Genomic DNA, 18,321 nt, shown 5'->3' with positions numbered 1-18,321 from the left:
TGTACAGCCAACGGACGCGGCGAAGTGGTGGGATGGGGCCGTGCTACCGCTCCGCCTCACCCCGCTCCACCTCACGCCGCGCCAGGTCGACCTGGCGATCGCCGCGTCCGGCCTCTGCGGCGGGCTGCTGATGCTCGCCGGCCACGCGTACAACGAGGGCGAGCACGTCTCGCCCTGGCTGCGGCTGGCCTCCCTGCTGGCGATGGCGGTGCTGGAACTGTTCCGGCGCCGCCGGCCGATCCTGACGGTCACGCTCGGCGGCCTGATCTTCCTGGCCGGGACGTTCGGCGGGATCCTGACGGCCACCGTGATCATGTACACCGACCTGCTCTACGCCGGCACCCTCTACGGCCCGCGCCGCACGCCGCTGGTCCTGCAGCTGACCGGGGCGGGCATGACCCTGGCGATCGCCGGTGTCATCGCGAGCCACACCACGATCGGCAACGCGCTGGGGGCGGTGGTCTGGGCGGCGCTGATCTTCCTCGCCCCGGTCTGGACCGCCGTGCTGGTCCGCAGACACCGCGACCAGGCCGAGACCGAGCGGCTGCGGGCCGAGCAGACCACGCTGCTGGCCGAGCTGGACCGGCGCGGCGCGGTGGCCGCCGAGCGGGCCCGGATGGCCCGCGAGCTGCACGACGTGGTGGCCAACCACCTCTCGGCGATCGCCATCCACGCCACCGGCGCGCAGTCGCTGGCCCGCCGCCAGCAGCGTCCGCAGGAGGATCCGCTGGTGGCCGCGCTCGCGGTGATCCGGGAGAACAGCGTGCAGGGGTTGGCCGAGATGCGTCGCATGATCGGCCTGTTGCGGGCCGACCAGGAGCTCCCCGCCGACCATCGGGCGCCCCGGCTGGAGGCGTTGGACAGCCTGCTGGCCCAGGCCCGGGCCGCCGGGCCGGCCGCCGGGCTGGACTTCGAGACCTCGCTGGACGGCGACCACGGCGAACTGCCCGCGCCGGTCGACCTGGCCGCCTACCGCATCGTCCAGGAGTCGCTCACCAACGCGCTCAAGCACGCCGGGCGCGGCACCGTGCGGCTGCGGCTGTCCAGTTGCCCGGAGCGGGTGGAGATCGCGGTGGACAGCCCGTACCGGCCCGACGCGGGCCGCACGCTGCCCGGCGCCAGGGCGGGTCTGGTCGGCATGGGGGAGCGGGCCCAGCTGCTCGGCGGTAGCTTCGAGGCCGGCCCGGTGGGCGAGTTGTGGCGGGTACGCGCGGTGCTGCCGGTGGGGCCGGCCGCGGTGGACGAGGGGGAGCGCAGATGACGATCCGGATCCTGGTGGCGGAGGATCAGGCGGCGGTCCGGGCCGCCCTGGTGATGATCCTGCGGGCCGAACCGGACTTCTCGGTGGTCGGCGAGGCGGCCGACGGCGAACAGGCCGTCAGCCTGGCGCTGGAGCTGCGCCCTGACGTGGTGCTGATGGACGTTCAGATGCCCCGGCTGGACGGTGTCGCGGCGACCCGGCGGATCACCGCCGCCGGCGCCGCCCAGGTGCTGGTGCTGACCACCTTCGACCTCGACGAGTACGTGCACGGCGCGCTGCGGGCCGGCGCGGCCGGCTTCCTGCTCAAGGACCTGGAGGCGGAGACCCTGATCGAGGGCATCCGCACGGTGGCGCGCGGCGACGGCATGCTCGCGCCGTCCGTCACCCGACGGCTGATCAGCACCTTCGCCCGGCCCGAGCGCGGCGATCCGGCGGGGCTGGCCACCCTGACCCAGCGCGAGCGCGAGGTGTTCGCGGCGATCGGCGCGGGGCTGAGCAACGGGCAGATCGCCCGCCGGCTGGCCATGGCGGAGGCCACCACCAAGACCCACGTGAGCCGGATCCTGGCCAAGCTGGAGCTGCGCAGCCGGGTCCAGGCGGCGATCCTGGCCCAGGACTTGGGTGTGGTGCTGCCCGCCGTCCCGGAGCGCCCTGGGGCCTGACACAGATCACACCCGCCAATCACCCCACGGCCCGGCCCGGGGCACTACAGTCCGAGCGGTGAGCGGCGCGGCTCCCGGCATCGGGCGTACCTCCCGGCCGAAGGTCGGGGGAGAACCCTGCCCCGGAGCACGCCTGGACGGGACTTCGGGAGAAGCAGCCATGAGCAACGTACCCACGCAGCGTCAGCAGATCGCCGTGATCGGCGCCGGACTCATGGGCGCGGGCATCGCGCAGGTGTCCGCGCAGGCCGGTCACCCGGTGGTGCTGCGGGACGTCACCGAGCAGGCGCTGCGGCGCGGCCTGGACGCCATCGAGGCCTCGTACGAGAAGTTCGTCAGCAAGGGCAAGCTCACCGCCGACGAGGCCACCGCCGCGCTCGGCCGGATCACCACCACCACCGACCTGGCCGCGATCGGCGAGGCGGACATCGTGATCGAGGCCGTCTTCGAGCAGTTGGAGGTCAAGGAGGCCGTCTTCCGCGAGCTGGACAAGCTGGCCAAGGACGGCGCGGTGCTGGGCAGCAACACCTCGGCCATCCCGATCACCCGGATCGCCGCCGTCACCGAGCGCCCGGAGTCCGTGGTCGGCGTGCACTTCTTCTCGCCGGTGCCGCTGATGCGCCTGGTCGAGCTGGTCCGCGGCTACAAGACCAGCGACGCCGCGCTGGCCACCGCGCGCGCCTTCGCCGAGGGGGTGGGCAAGGAGGTGGTCGTGGTCAACCGTGACGTGGCCGGCTTCATCACCACCCGCCTGATCACCGCGCTGGTGGTGGAGGCCGCCAAGCTCTACGAGTCCGGGGTGGCCACCGCCGAGGACATCGACACCGCCTGCCGCCTGGGCTTCGGCCACCCGATGGGCCCGCTGCAGACCGCCGACCTGACCGGCGTGGACATCCTGCTGCACGCCGCGCGGAACATCTACGAGGAGACCCAGGACGAGAAGTTCGCCGCTCCCGAGATCATGGCCCGGATGGTCACGGCGGGGGACCTGGGCCGCAAGAGCGGCCAGGGCTTCTACAACCACAAGGCCTGAGGGCGGCCCACCCCGCTCCCTGTACGGGGGCGCGGGTGAGCTTGCTCACGGCATGTGCCGCAGATGGGTGATTTGCGCGGTAATCGAGCGTGCGCCCCAGGTGCGGCTGCGTATATTCCCTCGGACGAGTGAAGTTGCTTCAGATCGGCCCGGGGAGCAGCAACCTGGACCGCTGGTCCGGCGTCAGATGGTGGGGCTCTCAGACCTGAAGGAGGACAGCGTGCGCATCGTGGCGTACCCCGGGTTCGGCGGGCACACTGTCCTGGCCCTGGAAGGCCGGCTGGACGTGCGAGGCGCGGCCGACGCGCGGGCCCGGCTGCACCAGGCGGTCGACGACGGCAGCACCGGAGACCTGGTGCTCGACCTACGGGCGCTGGACTCCTGGGACGCCACCGGGCTGGGCGTCATCATGGGCACCCATCGGCGGGCCGGCCGGCTCGGCCGCCGCCTGGTGCTGCGGGAGGTGCCGCCGCAGCTGCAGCGGCTGCTGGTGGCCACCCGGCTGCACCGGATCCTCGCGGTGGAGGGTGCGGTGGCCGACCCGTGCGGGGCCACCCTGCCGGGCGGCGCGCCGGGCCAGCCGGCGCTGCCCTCGGTGATCGCGCCACTGCACTGAGTCCCGGCCGGGTAACGGACCGGGGTCGGCTCTGCACGGCGGGGCCCGGATGTGCGAGAGTCTGCGCTCGACAGGACCGTTCGATTCGCCGCCGGCCCCGCCGGAGCGATGCCGCCGCGAGCGGTGCGACGGTCCGTCGGCCGTCGAACGCGCACTGACTGCGCTGCGGCGGTCCGGTCCCTCAAGGCGGCCGGCGGCCGGTGGCCGCCCGGCGGAGCACAGGCGGAGCACATCGTGGCACAGCCATCCGGTGATGTCGGGCAGGAGAATCTGCGCGGGCGATCGGGCGACCTCGTCGCCGGGCGCTACCTGGTGACCGTCGGCGGCCCGGACGGCGCCGACATCCAGCCCTGCCCGCCCGAGTACCGTCCTGCGCCGCGTCGCCGGCCGACCGGCGGGCAGCGCCAGGTCGGCCGCGCCGCCGCCGGCCCGGGGCCGACCCCGGCGGTCGGTCCGCTGGCCCTCGGCTCGGGCCCCGGCGACCTGCCGCTGCTGGACCGCGAGGCCGAGGTCGCCCAGCTGCTCGGCAAGCTGGCCGAGGGCCGCTCGATCCGGCTGCTCGGCGAGCCGGGGTCCGGGCGCAGCGCGCTGCTGGCCGCGGTGGTCGCGGGCGCGGGCGAGCTGGCCCCGCACGGCGTGATCCAGCTCTGCGGCCACCGGCGGGACGCCGACGACCTACTGCAGGACCTCTTCGCGGCCGCCTACCAGGCGCCCGGCTTCCGGCCCGACCGCGCCCAACTGCCCGAGCTGCTGGCCGGGGTGGGCGCGATCGTGGTGATCGACGAGATCGCCCAGCGCGGCCCCGAGCTGGAGGAGCTGCTGGCCCGCGCCCCCGAGTGCGCCTTCGTGGTGGCGCCGGCGGCCGGTGCGGCCGGCGTGCTGCCGCCCGACTCACGGCTGGAGGACCACACGATCGGCGGGCTGACCAGGCCCGCCTGCCTGGCGCTCACCGCACGGCTGGCCGGGCGGCTGCTGGACGAGGCCGAGCGGGCCTGGGCGGTCGACCTCTGGTTCGAGTCCCAGGGCCTGCCGCTGCGCTTCGTCCAGGCCGCCGCGCTGCTGCGCCGGCGCGACCTGGTGGTGGACACCCTGCTGGCGGCCGAGGAGGACCGGCAGCGGCTGTTCGGCGGCGCCCCGGACGGCGCCCCGGCGGACCAGGACCCGGCGGTGCGCGAGGCCGAGCTGCGCGCCTCGGTGCCGCTGCCCACGGTGGCCGAGGCCGCCGCGCCCACGCTGCTGCTGATCGAGGGCCTCAGCGGGGCGGCCGAGGCCGTGCTGCGGCTGGCCGTGGCGCTGGGCGGCGAGTGCCCGACCGCGCCGCACCTGCCCGCGCTGATCGATGTCGACCACGGCGAGAGCGCGCTGCGCGAGCTGGCGGAGTGCGGGCTCGCCGAGTCGATCGGCGGCCACCACCGGCTCACCGCGGGCGTGCTGAAGGCGCTCGCGGCGCACTGGGGCCCCGACGAGCGGAGCACCCAGGGTGCGGCGCAGCACTTCTCCTGGTGGGTCGGCCACGGCTCGGTGAGCACCGCGCAGATCGCCGCCGAGGCGGAGGTGGTGCTGGGCGCGCTGCAAGCCGACCGGACCGCGGGTCGCACCGACGCGGTGCTGCACCTGGCCCGTGCGGCGGCCCCCGCGCTCGCCCTGACGCTGCGCTGGGGCGCCTGGCGGCAGGTGCTGGAGCTCGGGCTCGGGGTGGCCCGGCAGAGCGGGCACTCGCGTGAGGAGGCCTGGTTCCAGCACGAGCTGGGGGCGTACCGGCTCTGTCTGGCGGACGGCGACCCGGCGGCCCAGGCGGCGGCCAGGAGCGCGCTGGAGGCGGCCTGCGGGCTGCGCGGGGCGGCCGGGGACAGCCGGCAACTGGCGGCCTCGCGTCGGCTGCTGACGCTGCTTCAGGAGGCCGAGCGGGAGCCGGTGGAGCCGGAGGCCGAGACCCAGGCGATCCGTCGCCCGGTGATCCGGGTGCTGGCCCAGCGCTCCTGGCCGCCGGCCGGACTGCTGCGCGGCTGGTCGCGGCGGAACGCGCTGCTGGCCGTCGGCGGGTTCGTCGCGCTGAGCGCGGTGGGCACGGCGGTGGCGCTCGGCGTCTCCGGGGGCGGTGCCGCTCCGACGGGCGGCGGCACGGGTGTGAGCGGGAACATGCTGAACGTGGGGGGCTCGGGTGGCGCCGTGCCGACCGCGTCGGCCGGCGGCAGCGGGTCGGCCCCGGGGACGGCGTCCGCGTCCGGCAGCGCGTCCGGATCCGCGTCGCCCGCCGCCTCCGCCTCGGTGTCGGTCAGCCCGAGCGCCAGCGCCTCGAAGGGGCGCACGGCGACGCCGACGGCCCGCCCGAGCGACAGCGGCTCGACGACGGGTGTGCCTACCAAGCCGACCCCGGGGCAGCCGGGGCCGACCACCCCATGGGCGCCGCCGCCGGTGCCGACCACCCCGGCGCCCAGTTCGCCGCCGCCGACCACCAAGGCGCCCACCCCGACGCCGACGCCCACTCCCACACCGACGCCGACCCCGACGCCTACGCCGACCACCACGTCGCCGTCCCCGACGACCACTTGACCTGACGGAGGATCAGAACAGCTTCAGCTTGTCGTCGTCGATCCCGCGCAGCGCGTCGTAGTCCAGCACCACGCAGTCGATCCCCCGGTCCGTGGCCAGGACCCGGGCCTGGGGCTTGATCTCCTGCGCGGCGAAGATGCCCTTGACCGGGGCGAGCAGCGGGTCGCGGTTGAGCAGTTCCAGGTAGCGCGTCAGTTGCTCGACGCCGTCGATCTCGCCGCGGCGCTTGATCTCCACCGCGACGCTGGCGCCCGCCGCGTCCCGGCACAGGATGTCGACCGGGCCGATGGCGGTCGGGTACTCCCGGCGGACCAGCGACCAGCCGGCGCCGAGCACCTCCATCCGGTCGGCCAGCAACTCCTGCAGGTGTGCCTCGACCCCGTCCTTGATCAGGCCGGGGTCGACGCCCAGCTCGTGGGAGGAGTCGTGCAGGACCTCCTCCAGGGTGATGATCAGCTTCTCGCCCGCCTTGTTCACCACCGTCCACGAGCCGTCACCCTCCTTGAGGCTGCACGGCGGAGACATCCAGTTCAGCGGCTTGTAGGCGCGGTCGTCGGCGTGGATGCTCACGCTTCCGTCGGCCTTGACCAGGATCAGCCGGGTCGCGGAGGGCAGGTGGGCGGAGAGTCGACCGGCGTAGTCGACGGAGCAACGGGCGATGACAAGACGCATGGGGGCAAGCCTAGGCGCTCCCGAGCGGCCCTCGAGCGCGATCACGTGAGGTGACCGTAGAACAACGCTCGGTGCGTCAATGTTCCCGGCGGGTGTTCAACTGCGGACGGGATTCCCGGCACTCCAGGGCGCTTCGGCGAGACGCGCGGTCGAACGATCGGGGCAGGCGGAGCCAATTGAAGCGAGTCGATCCGAGAGGCGTGCCGGGGAGTAGAAGCGGGCGAACCATGGGAACCCGGGAGTCTGTGGCTCCCGAAGTCTGGCGTCTGTGCGCGCAGACCGCTACGTTGGGTGACGCCTTCGAACGCCCGCGTAGCCAAACGGGGATGGAGTGTGGAGGTGGGCCGGTAACGCCATCACCGGAGTGGTTTCAGCCATTCTGGCCGCGTTGGCGCCTAGTTCAACGGCAATTGTGACATTCACGAGTTTTGTCGGTCCTGGGCTGCCAACCTGGTCACAGCCGCGTCCGCCCTGTCAGGGGCGCCGACCGCTGCGGTACCGCCCCACGCCGGGTCCGACCGGCGCGCCCCTGACCGGGGTCAACCGACTGAGCACGGCACGGAATCGAACGCACCGGATCAGCACAATCCGCACCAGTCCTGCCAATCGCACCGAACGAAGCAATCGCACCAATCGCACCTGGCACCATCCGCACTTGGCACCACCACCCGCGCGAGGTGCGCGCGGTGGACCGCGAGAGGAGAACCCATGTCGCTCGACGTCTCACCGGCCCTTCTGGAGAAGGCCGAGCGAGGCGAGGTCGACGAGCGGGAGTTCGTCGACTGCGTCCGTACGTCCCTGCCTTATGCCTGGGACCTGATCAGCTCGCTCGTCGCCCAGATGGGGGTCGACGGCACCGGCTTCGCGGACAATCAGGTCCCGCCACCGAGCGAGCAGGCGCGCGGCCAGTTGCTGCGGGCGATGGCGAGTGACGCCATCCGCGGTGCCCTGCAACGGCACTTCGGGGTCAAGCTGGCCTTCCAGAACTGCCACCGGGTGGCGGTCTTCGGTCCGGGCTACGAGGCCGAGGAGCGCCACCGGCGGTTCACCTCGGTCCGGGCCCAGTTGCTGAACCAGTCGCCGGAACTGCGCGACTGTTGAGCCGTCAGCGCGATCGGCCGCCACGTTTCGTCGGTGGCGGCCGATCGTCCTGACCGGCCGTCAGAGCGGCCTCTCAGCTCAGCTGGGGCAGCACCTCGGCACCGAGCCGGGCGATGTTCTCCAGGGTGCCCACGTGGTCGCCCGAGCCCTCGGCGAGCAGCGCGAAGCGCCGGATCCCGGTCCGCTCGGCGGTGCTGAGCAGCCGGTCCGCACACTGCCGCGGGGTGCCCACCGCGTGCAGGTCGCAGAGCAACTCGGTGTACGCGTGCGGATCGCGCATCTTGCGCTCCCGCCCGTCCACCGTGCGGTGCGCGCCGAGCCCGTACTCGAACCAGCCGGGCATCGCCCGCAGCAGGGTGGCCCGCGCCGCCGGCGTGCGGTCGGCCACCTGCGCCACCCCGGCCGCCACGTGCTCGCGCTCCACCCGGGCCAACTGCTCCTCGCCGCGCCCGCAGGCCCGCCAGGCGGTCCGGTAGGCGCTGAGCATCAACTGCTTGTCCTCGTCCCCCGAGTGCATCCCGAGCAGCATCGGCAGCCCGCGCCGGGCGGCCAGTTCGACGCTGGCGGGCGAGGTGCAGGCGACCACCACGGGCGGCCCGGCGGCGCTCGGGTCACCGGCCGAGGGGGCGGTGGCCTGTTCGGTGCGCTGGCGCGGGAAGCGCAGCGCGGGCTCGGCCTGCAGGCCCAGCCAGTCGGCCAGTTCACGCCCGCCCAGCCGGGTCGGCTCCACCGCCCGGGGGACCACCGGGACCTCGGGGAAGTTGAACTGCGGGCCGTCGCCGCGCACCCGGGAGCCGCGCAGGAAGTTCAGCAGCAGGTCGAGGCGCTCGGCGAAGCCCTCCTCGTAGGCGGCCACCCCGCCGCCGAAGACCGCCAGGTCGATCCAGGGCCCGCCGCGCCCGACGCCGACGGTGAAGCGGCCGCCCGAGGTGAGGTGCAGCAGCGCGGCCTGCTCGCCGAGCGCCACCGGGTGCGTGGTGGAGAGCACGCTCACGGCGGTGCCGAGCTGGATCCGCCGGGTCCGGCCGAGCAGCAGCGCGGCCAGGGTGGCGGCGTTCGGGCAGACCCCGTACGGCACGAAGTGGTGCTCGGCCAGCCAGACGGCGTCCAGCCCGGCCCGTTCCGCGGCCATGGTGGCCGCCACCGTCCGCTCCAGGGCCTGGGCGTGGCACTGGCCGGGGAACTGGGCCGACAGCAGGAAGGCACCGACCCGGATGGTGTCCTGGGCCGCCGGATGGCTGCCACCGCGCTCGGCGGCGGGTGCCGGGGGCAGCGTGAGCGGCCGGTCGGCCAGGGGTGTCCGGTGGCCGCGGCCGGTCCGGTCGGTGCGTGGCGCGTGGTCGGCGTCAGGGCCGGGGTGGACGCCGGCGGTGGCGCTGGTCTGGGTCACGGAAATGCCCTCCTCGGGTGCGCGCAGGCTGTTGCGAGCCCCGCTCTGTCTCCACGTGAGTAACCCATGTCATGTGCCATTGGCACTCAACTCGGCCTATTTCACTGAAGAACGGGTGGATCTCACCGAAATCCCACCGGTGGCCGACCGGGCCGTGATAAAGGTCGCTGTGCGTCCGGGGGCGACGCGCTGCCGGTCCCTCCGCTCGCCGACCGTAATCTGGAGAGTGAACCGCGTCCCCACCGAGAGGTGAACATCGTGTCTCCGCGCCGCAACCGGACCAGCAGCTCCGCCGATCGGAGCGTCGGGCAACCGGCCCCGCTCGGCGGTTCGCTGCGCCGGACGGAGAGCTACCAGGGCGAGGAGTGGGTGGTCCAGACGGTGGCCGGCACCCCGGGTCGGTACTACCGCTGCCCCGGCTGCGACCAGGAGATCCCGCCCGGGACGGGCCATGTGGTGGCCTGGCCCGACCACGGCGGTGGGGTGGAGGACCGCCGGCACTGGCACCGGGCCTGCTGGGGCGCCCGCGAGCGGCGCGGCTCGGCGATCCAGCGCGGCCGCGGGGCGCCGCGCTACTGACCGGCCGTCAGGCGTCCCGGCCCTTCAGCACCGCCGCGCCGCCCAGCAGCGCCGCCAGCGTCCAGGCGCCGCAGACCAGGAAGCCGCCCACCCAGCCGTAGGGCGTGTTCGCCTCCGGGAAGACCGTCAGCATCTGCCGCCCGGCGTAGTCGGGGAAGTAGTGCGCCACGTTCTTGACCTTCGGCACCGCCGACAGGATCGGCGAGAGCAGGAAGAAGAACGGCACCAGGATGCCCAGCGCCAGCGTCTGGTTGTGCAGCATGGCCGTCACGCCGGCCGAGAAGAGGCAGAGCATGGTCAGGAAGATCGCGGCCCCGAAGACCGCGCGCAGCACGTGCGGCGAGCCCAGCGTGGTGCGGTGGTCGCCGAGCAGGGCCTGGCCGAGGAAGAAGGTCACGAAGGCGGTCAGCAGCGAGACCAGCAGCGCCAGCACGCCGATCACCAGGGCCTTGCCGGTCAGCAGGGTGCCGCGCTGCGGCACGGCGGCCAGCGAGACCCGGATCATCCCGCTGCTGTACTCGTTGCCGATGGCCAGCACGCCGAAGACGATCATCGCGATCTCGCCGAGCGCGATGCCGGAGAGGCTGGTCGCGGTGGCGTCGAACGGCGTGGTCGCGTTCTTGCGGAAGTCGGCGAAGTTGTTCTTGGTGAGCAGCGAGAGCAGCGCGCCGAGCGCGGCCGTCACCAGGAAGACCAGGACCAGGGTCCAGACGGTGGAGCGGACGGTACGGATCTTCGTCCACTCGGAGCGCAGGATCGCGGGGAAGGAGCCCATCTCAGTTCGCACCCTTCTGCTGCTTCTTCTCGGATCCGCGGCCGCCGGCCGGCTGCCACTGCTCACCCCAGGTGCCGGTGGCGCCCGCCGCATCGATGCCCGGACGGGCGGCGGGGCCCGCGTGGTACTCCACCGCGTCCGCCGTCATCTGCATGAACGCCTCCTCCAGCGAGGCCCGTTGCAGGCTCAGCTCGTGCAGCGTCACACCGTGCGCGGCGGCCAGGTCGCCGAGCTGGGCCGGGTCGCCGCCGGACACCTCGAACGAGCCGTCGGGGCCGGGCACGGCGGTGATCGACTGCCGGGTCAGCGCGTCCAGCAACTGTTCCGGGTGCGGGGTGCGCAGCCGGACCACCGAACGTGAGTTGCGTTCGATGAACTCGGCCATCGGCAGGTCGGCCAGCAGCCGGCCCTTGCCGATCACCACCAGGTGCTCGGCGGTCAGCGCCATCTCGCTCATCAGGTGGGAGGAGACGAAGACGGTCCGGCCCTCGGTGGCCAGTCGCTTCATCAGATTGCGGATCCACAGGATGCCTTCGGGGTCGAGCCCGTTGACCGGCTCGTCGAACATCAGGATCTCCGGGTCGCCGAGCAGCGCCGAGGCGATGCCCAGCCGCTGGCGCATGCCGAGCGAGAAGCCGCGGGCCCGCTTGTGCGCCACCTCGGTCAGGCCGACCAGGGCGAGCACCTCGTCCACCCGGCCGACCGGGATCCGGTTGCTCTGGGCCAGCCAGAGCAGGTGGTTGTGGGCGGTCCGGCCGGGGTGCACGGCCGTCGCCTCCAGCAGCGCGCCGATGTACTTGAGCGGCTCGTTGAGATGGCCGTAGCCCTTGCCGTCGATGGTGACCCGCCCGCCGGTGGGGCGGTCCAGGTCGAGGATCAGGCGCATGGTCGTCGACTTGCCGGCGCCGTTGGGGCCGAGGAATCCGGTCACCACGCCGCGGGGCACCTGGAAGGTGAGTCCGTCCACGGCGAGCTTGTCGCCGTACCGCTTGGTCAGGTCGTGCAGCTCGATCATCGGCGCTCCTGCTTCCTGATTCTCATACATCGTCAGGTTATGACGAATCAGACATAAGGGTCCGGATTGTGCGACCCTTCGGGATGCCGCCTACGGTGGGCGCCATGACCGATCTCGCTCTTCGTGACCGCGGCGCGGGCACGCCGCTGCTCCTGCTGCACGCATTCCCACTCAACGCCGGGATGTACCGCGCCCAGCTCGACGGAGCGCTCGGCACGGCCCGGGTGCTGGCACCCGACCTGCCGGGTTTCGGGGACTCACCGGCCCCGGTCGGCGAGCCCTCGCTGGAGCGCTGGGCGGACCAGCTGGCCGGGCTGCTGGACGCGGCGGGCGTGCGCACGGCGGTGGTCGGCGGGGTCTCGATGGGCGGCTACCTGGCGATGGCCTTCGCCCGCCGCCACCCGGACCGGCTGGCCGGGCTGCTGCTGGCCGACACCAAGGCGAGTGCGGACGCGCCGGCAGCGCTGGCCAACCGGGAGCGGATCGCCGCGGCGGTGCTGGCCAGGGACAGCGTGGCGCTGCTGCTGGAGGAGAAGACCGAGGACTCGCTGCTCGGCCCGGACTCCACCGGCGAACTGATCGCCGAGGTGCGGGCGCTGATCGGCGCGGCCGGCCCGGCCGGGGTGGCCTGGGCGCAGCGCGCGATGGCGGCCAGGCCCGACTCCTTCGCGACCCTGGAAGGGCTGCGGGTGCCGGCCACGGTGGTGGTGGGGGAGTACGACGCGCTGACCCCGGTGGCGGACGCGGAGGCGATGGCGATGGCCCTGCCGGACGCCGAGCTGACGGTGATTCCGGGGGTGGGGCACCTGAGCGCGCTGGAGGCCCCGGCGGCCTTCAACGCGGCGGTGACGGCGCTGCTGCGGCGGGTGTAGCGCTGGCCACAGCAGAACGGCGCCTGCCCCGTGGAGACGGGGCAGGCGCCGTTCTGGCGCTGCATCAGCGGTGCCGCTGGGTCAGCGGGACTGCTGGGCCGGCACGCCGAGGGCGTCGTCGCCCGGCAGGGTGGCCGCGGCGACGGCGGCACCGGTCAGCGTGGCCAGCATCTCGCGGACGTTGGTCAGCTGGGCGTTGATCGAGTCGCGGCGGTTGGTCAGCGCCGCCAGCTCGCGCTCGGACTCGCTGCGGATCCGGTCGGCCTTGGCGTTCGCGTCGGCCACGATGTCCTCGGACTGGCGCTGGGCCGTCTCGACCGTCTGGCGGGCCCGGCGCTCGGCGTCGGTGCGCAGCTTCTCGGCCTCCAGGCGCAGCTGCTCGGCCCGGTGCTCGATCTCGGCCAGGCGCTTCTCGGCCTTGGCCTGACGGGCCGCCAGGTCGCGCTCGGACTGCTCGCGGCGCTTGGCCAGGTTGGTCTCGAACTCCAGCGCGGCCTGGGCGGCCTTGGTGCGGGTCTCCTCGAAGAGGGCCTCCGCCTCCTCACGCTTGTTGACCGCGTCCTTGTTGGCCTCGGCGCGCAGCTGGGCGGAGTCGCTCTTGGCCTTGTCGACGATCCGCAGACCCTCGTCCTCGGCCTTCGCCTTGCGGTCCTTGGCGTAGTTCTCCGCCTCGGAGCGGACCTGCTGGGCGGCCGCCTCGGCCAGCTCGCGGTGCTGCTCGGCGGCGCGGTGCGCCTCGTCGCGCAGGTCCTTCGCCTCCTCCTCGGCCAGCCGCAGGATCTTCTCGACCCGCGCGCCGAGACCGGCGTAGGACGGCTCGGCGTCCGCCACCTGGGCCTGAGCGCTCTGCGTCTCGAGGTGGAGCTCCTCGATCCGCTTTTCCAGCGCGCTGATCCTGGTCAACGCGCTGTCGCGGTCGGCCACCAGCTTGGTGATCCGCTCGTCGACCTGGGCGCGCTCGTACCCACGGCGCACCAGGTCGAAGCCGTGAGGGGAGTGACTGTCGCTCATGGGGTTCTGGGCTTCCTGTCGTCAAACCGCTGATGAGGTTGAGGGAATCCTGACACGTTACCGGAGTGTCGTAGGCGAAAAGCCTATGGCTGACGGACAATGTCCGCTCAATCGGGTGGTGTCCCTCCGGACCTGCCACCACCCGATCGGGGGGCGCCCACTCCAGCGCCCGCCTTGGAGCCCCCGTTTGACCCCCCGTTGGCTCCCCCGCCGCGCTTACCGCCCCCGGACGAGTCGGCCGCCTCCCGGGCCGCCGCCTGCTGCACAGGGGACGGCGCCTCGAAGGCTTCCAGCGCGGACAGGACGTCCTGCACGCGCGAGATCTCGGTGTTGATGTCCTTGCGCCGGCGCACCAGTTCGTCCAGCTCGCGCCGGCCTTCGTCGGTGACCCGCTGGGCCTCGGTCCGGGCGTTGTTCGCCACCCGGTCGGCCTCCTCCTCGGCGAGCCGCAGCTGCTCGGCCGCGGTCTCCTCGGCGCCCCGCAGCCGCTTGGCGGCCTCGGCGGCGGCGGCCTCCAGCTGCTCCTCGGCCTCGTCCTGGGCCGCCTTGAGCCGCTGATCGGCCTCGGCGGCCAGCTTCTCGGCCTTGGTGGTGGAGGCGGCGAGCTTCAGCTCGGCCTCCTTCAGCAGGCCTTCGGCCTTGCGCACGGCGGAGATCCGGACCTTGCTGGCCTCCGCGGATGCTTCGGAGGTGAGCTCGGCGGCCCGCTCCTCGGCTGCCGCCACCAGCGCGGCCGCTCGGTCCTCGGCCTCGGCGACGGCGGCCACCGCCTGCTCCTCGGCCTCGGTGAGCTGCTCCTGAGCCGCCGTCACCAGCGCGTCCACCCGCTCGCCGGCCGACTTCATGGCCTGCGCGTTCTCCTTGCGGGCACGCTCGTGCAGCGCCTCGACCTCGGCCTCGGTGCGCTCGCGCAGCTCCTCGGCGCGCTCGCGGATCGCGGTGGCGTCCCGGCGGGCCTCGGAGAGCAGCGCGTCGGCGTCCGCCCTGGCCCGCTCGACCGCGGCCTGCCCGGCCGCCTCGCCCGTCGCGACCAGCCGCTCGGTCTCCTTGCGGGCGGCGGCCACCATGGCGTCGGCCTGTTCCTCGGCGGCGGCGGTGGTGGCCAGCGCGGTGGTCTGGGCCTCCTCGCCGAGCGACTCGGCATCGGCGAAGGCCTTCTCCAGCACCGAGGTCGCCTGGGCCCGGGTGGCGGTGTCGAACTGCTCGGCCTGCTCGCGGGTGCTCGCGTCGAAGGCGTCGGCCCGCGTGCGGGTGGCCACCTCGTACTCCTCGGCCAGCGTGCGGGTGGCCGAGGCGTACTCCTCTGCCTCGGTGCGCAGCCGGGCCGCGTACTGCTCGGCCTCGGCCAGGATCGCCGCGCCGCGCTCCTCGGCCTCGGCCACGGTGTGCTGAGCCCGCGCCTGCGCCTCGGCGTGCCGCCGGTGGGCCTCCTGCTGGGCCTCGGTGAGCTGGGTCTCGGCCTCGGCGCGCAGTGCGGCGTCGTAGTCGCGGGCCTCGGTGGTGATCCGGGCGACCTCGGCCTCGGTGTCGGCCCGCAGCTGGGCCGTGTACTGCTCGGCCTCGGCGCGCAGGCCGCTGTCGTAGGCGTCCGCCTCCGCCCGCAGCCGCTCGTGGTAGGTCTCCGCCTCGGCGGCGATCCGGGCCGCCTCGCGCTCGGCGGCCTCGCGCTCGGCCGCGGCCGCGGCGGTGGCCTGCTCGCGCAGTTCGGCGGCGTCCCGCTCGGCGAGGGCCCGCAGCTCGGTGCTCTCGCGCTCGGCCTCGGCGCGCAGGGCGGCGACCTCGGCGTCGGTGGCCTCGCGCAGCTCGGCCACCTGCTGGGCGGCGGTCTCGTGCAGCCCCGCCACCGACTGGCGGACGGTGGCCGCCTCGTCCTCGGCGGCGGACACCAGCTCGGCCGCCCGGGCGGTGGCGGCGGCCGTGGCCTCGGCGGCCTCCAACCGGGCCTGCTCCAGCGCCTCGGCGATCTCGACGCGCAGTGCGGCGGCCTCCTCGGCGGCGGTGGCCCGCAGGCCGGTCGCCTCCTCGGCGGCCTGCGCCACGGCCAGCTCGGCGCTCGCCCCGGCCTGCTCGAGCTGCTCGGCGGCCTGGGTCCGCAGCGCATCGGCGGCGGCCTCGGCCTCGACCCGCACCCGGGTGGCCTGCTCCTCGGCCGCAGCGCGCACCCGCTGGTCGTACTCGGCGGCCTCGGCCCGCAGCCGCTCGTCGAAGGCAGCGGCCTCGGCGCGCACCCGCTGGTCGAACTCGGCGGCCTGCTCGTGCAGTTCGGCGCTGGCCCGCTCGGCCTCGGCGCGCAGGGCGGCGACCTCGGCGTCGGTGCGCTCACGCAACTCGCCGGTCTCGCGCTCGGCCTGCGCCCGCAGCTCGGCCAGCTCGGCATCGGTGCGCTCGGTCAGCTCCTCGGCGGCTGCCTGGGCCTGCTCCTGGGCCTGCTGCGCGGCGGTCAGCCGGGCGGCGGTCTCCTCGCGCTCACGGTGCAGGTCCGCGGCCGCCTGCTCGGCGGCCCGGTGGGCCTCCTCGCGCAGCGCGTTCGCGGTCGCCTCGGCCTCGGCCAGCAGCCGCTCGGCCTCGGCGACGGCCTGCGCCTCGCGCTCCTCGGCGGCCTGCTGGGCGGTCGCCTGGATCGCGCCGGCCAGCTCCTCGGCCTCGGCGCGCACCCGCTGGTCGTACTCGACCGCCTGGCGGCGCAGGTCGGCGGTCTCCCGCTCGGCGGCGGCCCGGTTCTCGGCGGCGGCGGCCTTGGCGGCGGCCAGCGTGTCCTTGGACTGCTGCTGGGTGCCCGTGACCAGCTTCTCGGCCTCGCCGCGGGCCCGGGCCAGCGTCTGCTCGGCCCGCGCCTGCATCTGCGCGGCCTGCTCCTTGGCCTCGGTGCGCAGCCGCTCGACCTCGGCGGCCGCGCCCGCGCGCAGCTCGTCCGAATCGGCCTTGGCCTTGGTGAGCAGCTCCTCCGCGCTCTTCGCGGATTCCTCTATCTGCGCCACGGCCTGCCGACGCGCCTCGCCGCGCACCTTCTCGGCCTCGGTGGCCGCGCCGGTGCGCAGCTCCTCGGCCTCGGCGCGCAGCCGGGCCGCCTCGTCCTGCATGGCCTCCATCCGGGCCCGGATGCCGGCGGCGTCGTCCAGCGCGGCGTTCTGCGCCTGCTCGACGGCGGCCTGCGCCTGCTCGCGCAGCCGCTCGGCCTCGGCGGCGGCCTCGGTCCGCACCCGCTCCGCCTCGGCGGCGGCCTCGGCGAGCGTGGCCTGCGCGTCCTGGGTGGCCCGGGCGAGCGCCTCCTCGGCGCTCTTGGCGGCCTTGGCCAGGTGCACGGTGGCGTCCTTGGCGCCCTCGGCCCGGCCCTGCTCGCGGGCATCGTTGCGCAGCGCCTCGGCGGCGCCCTCGGCCTGTGCCCGCAGCTCGGCGGCCTCGGCCAGCGCCGCGGCGCGCAGCTCGGCGATGGCGGCCTCGGCCTCGGCCCGCAGCTGGTTGGCGACGGTCTCCGCGGCGGTGCGCAGCCGGTCGTTCTCGTCGTCGGCGGCCGCCTTGGCGGCGGTCGCCTGGGCCATCGCGGTCTGCGCCCGGTCGAGCAGCTCGGCCGCGGCGGCCTTGACCCGCTCGGCCTCCTCGGTGGCCCGGCCGACCATCCGGGCGACCTCGGCCTTGGCGGTCTGCGAGCGCTGCTCGCTGGCGGCCTCGCCGTCCGCGACCCGCTGCGTGGCGGTGGCCACCGCCTCCGCCTGCAACTGCTCGGCGGCCTGGGTGGCCTGCGCGCGCAGTTCGGCGGACTCCTGGCGGGCCCGCTCGGCCTCGGCCTCGGCCTCGGTGCGCAGCCGTTCGATCTCGGCCTGAGCCCGGGCGGCGGCGGCCTCGGCCTGCCGCTGGTCCTGCTCGGCCCGCTGCTTGAGTTCGGTGATCTCGGCCTGGGCGGCGGCCACCCGCTGCTCGGCGGCGGCCAGCGCCTGGGCCTGCAGCTGGGCGGCGGCGGCCTGCGCCCCGGCGAGCTGCTGCTGGGCCTCGGTGGCCGCACTGCCGCGCAGCTCTTCGGCCTGGCCCACGGTCTGCTGGGCCTGCTCGGAGGCGGCGCGCAGCAGCCGCTCGGCGTCGGTCTGGGCCCGCAGCAGCGCGGCCTCGGCGGCGGCCTGGGCCTCGCCGCGGGCGGCGTCCACGTCGGCGGCGGTCTGCGCGCGGGCCTGGTCGGCCAGCGCCTCGGCCTCGGCCCGGGTGGCGGCCATCATCCGCTCGGCCTCGGCCCGGGCCTCCTGCAGCAGGCGCTGGGCCTCCTGCTCGGTGCCCGCGCGGGTCTGCTCGGCCCAGTTGACGTTCTCGTTGACGTGCTGCTCGGCGGCCCGGCGCAGCTCGACCATTTCCTCTTCGAGCTGGCGGCGGCGGGCCTGCAGCTCGGCTTCCAGCCGGGCGGTGCGCTCGGCGGCCTCGGCCATCAGCCGTTGGGTGGCCGCCTGCGACTCGCGCAGTTGCCGCTCGGCGTCCGCGCGCAGCTGCTGGGCCTGCAGCTCCGCGGTGCGCAGCAGCTGCTCGGCCTGCCCGGAGACGGCGTCGAAAGCGCGCGGCTGAGCCAGCTGCCGACGGGATTCGTGCAGCTTGGCCCGGAGCACCTCCACCTGGTAGGCGAGGTCCTCGGAATGCTCGACGGTCTTGTCCCGCTCCTTGCGAAGCCGCTCCATCTCGGCCTCGAACTGGGAGAGGTGATCATCAACCTCGTAGCGGTCGTTGCCCCGCACTGCGCGGTCCCATCCATCTCCTGGTCGCGTCCTCGACCCAAGCGGCCGTGCCGACCCCGTCGGGTCGGC

General features: G+C 74.5%; 14 protein-coding genes. 8 read left to right on the top strand and 6 right to left on the bottom strand.

Annotated features, from left to right (window positions below; genetic code table 11):
- Nucleotides 1-40 precede the first annotated feature (40 nt).
- The 5 genes from P3T41_RS03160 to P3T41_RS03140 all read left to right on the top strand — a co-directional run bounded on the left by P3T41_RS03160 (nucleotide 41) and on the right by P3T41_RS03140 (nucleotide 6,125).
- Entirely contained in the window at nucleotides 41-1,261 is a 1,221-nt protein-coding gene (locus tag P3T41_RS03160; protein ID WP_280687410.1) for a histidine kinase, read from the top strand.
- Complete coding sequence (locus P3T41_RS03155; RefSeq protein WP_280687409.1) at nucleotides 1,258-1,923, top strand: response regulator transcription factor; 666 nt, start codon at nucleotides 1,258-1,260, stop codon at nucleotides 1,921-1,923. Before P3T41_RS03160 ends, P3T41_RS03155 begins: the two co-directional genes overlap by 4 nt.
- Nucleotides 1,924-2,083: 160 nt before the next feature.
- Entirely contained in the window at nucleotides 2,084-2,956 is an 873-nt protein-coding gene (locus tag P3T41_RS03150) for a 3-hydroxyacyl-CoA dehydrogenase family protein (RefSeq protein WP_280687408.1), read from the top strand.
- A 229-nt stretch (nucleotides 2,957-3,185) separates the two neighbouring features.
- Nucleotides 3,186-3,572, top strand: coding sequence for an STAS domain-containing protein (locus P3T41_RS03145; RefSeq protein WP_280687997.1), 387 nt, complete (start codon nucleotides 3,186-3,188; stop codon nucleotides 3,570-3,572).
- 234 nt (nucleotides 3,573-3,806) lie between these two features.
- A complete protein-coding gene (locus P3T41_RS03140; RefSeq protein WP_280687407.1) occupies nucleotides 3,807-6,125 on the top strand; it encodes an ATP-binding protein in 2,319 nt (772 codons plus the stop codon).
- Between the two features lie 12 nt (nucleotides 6,126-6,137).
- Here the strand turns inward: P3T41_RS03140 and nucS are convergent, their stop codons facing one another.
- Complete coding sequence (gene nucS / locus P3T41_RS03135; protein ID WP_280687406.1) at nucleotides 6,138-6,797, bottom strand: endonuclease NucS; 660 nt, start codon at nucleotides 6,795-6,797, stop codon at nucleotides 6,138-6,140.
- A 708-nt stretch (nucleotides 6,798-7,505) separates the two neighbouring features.
- Here nucS and P3T41_RS03130 point away from each other — a divergent pair.
- Nucleotides 7,506-7,898: an SCO5389 family protein gene (locus P3T41_RS03130; RefSeq protein WP_280687405.1), complete on the top strand. Its 393-nt coding sequence runs from the start codon at nucleotides 7,506-7,508 to the stop codon at nucleotides 7,896-7,898.
- Between the two features lie 73 nt (nucleotides 7,899-7,971).
- Here P3T41_RS03130 and P3T41_RS03125 read toward each other — a convergent pair whose 3' ends face one another.
- Nucleotides 7,972-9,114: an LLM class flavin-dependent oxidoreductase gene (locus tag P3T41_RS03125; protein WP_280687995.1), complete on the bottom strand. Its 1,143-nt coding sequence runs from the start codon at nucleotides 9,112-9,114 to the stop codon at nucleotides 7,972-7,974.
- 432 nt (nucleotides 9,115-9,546) lie between these two features.
- On the opposite strand from P3T41_RS03125, the gene P3T41_RS03120 reads away from it, so the two are divergent.
- On the top strand, nucleotides 9,547-9,867 hold the full coding sequence (locus tag P3T41_RS03120; protein WP_280687404.1) for an ATP/GTP-binding protein: 321 nt from the start codon (nucleotides 9,547-9,549) through the stop codon (nucleotides 9,865-9,867).
- A gap of 7 nt (nucleotides 9,868-9,874) precedes the next feature.
- Here the strand turns inward: P3T41_RS03120 and P3T41_RS03115 are convergent, their stop codons facing one another.
- Nucleotides 9,875-10,642 (bottom strand): ABC transporter permease subunit, encoded by a 768-nt coding sequence (locus P3T41_RS03115; protein WP_280687993.1) that lies wholly within the window; start codon nucleotides 10,640-10,642, stop codon nucleotides 9,875-9,877.
- 1 nt (nucleotide 10,643) lies between these two features.
- Entirely contained in the window at nucleotides 10,644-11,657 is a 1,014-nt protein-coding gene (locus tag P3T41_RS03110; protein ID WP_280687403.1) for an ABC transporter ATP-binding protein, read from the bottom strand.
- Between the two features lie 104 nt (nucleotides 11,658-11,761).
- On the opposite strand from P3T41_RS03110, the gene P3T41_RS03105 reads away from it, so the two are divergent.
- Nucleotides 11,762-12,529 carry an alpha/beta hydrolase gene (locus P3T41_RS03105; protein ID WP_280687402.1) on the top strand — a complete coding sequence of 256 codons (768 nt, stop codon included), beginning with the start codon at nucleotides 11,762-11,764 and terminating at the stop codon, nucleotides 12,527-12,529.
- 81 nt (nucleotides 12,530-12,610) lie between these two features.
- On the opposite strand, the gene P3T41_RS03100 is transcribed toward P3T41_RS03105, so the two are convergent.
- Together P3T41_RS03100 and P3T41_RS03095 are read right to left on the bottom strand one after the other, a co-directional pair.
- Nucleotides 12,611-13,540 (bottom strand): cellulose-binding protein, encoded by a 930-nt coding sequence (locus P3T41_RS03100; protein WP_280687401.1) that lies wholly within the window; start codon nucleotides 13,538-13,540, stop codon nucleotides 12,611-12,613.
- A gap of 107 nt (nucleotides 13,541-13,647) precedes the next feature.
- Nucleotides 13,648-18,252 (bottom strand): hypothetical protein, encoded by a 4,605-nt coding sequence (locus P3T41_RS03095; RefSeq protein ID WP_280687400.1) that lies wholly within the window; start codon nucleotides 18,250-18,252, stop codon nucleotides 13,648-13,650.
- Nucleotides 18,253-18,321: the final 69 nt, after the last annotated feature.

This window comes from Kitasatospora sp. GAS204B, assembly GCF_029892155.1.
Taxonomy (GTDB): Bacteria; Actinomycetota; Actinomycetes; order Streptomycetales; family Streptomycetaceae; genus Kitasatospora.
This window is presented reverse-complemented; position numbering and strand designations above follow the sequence as displayed.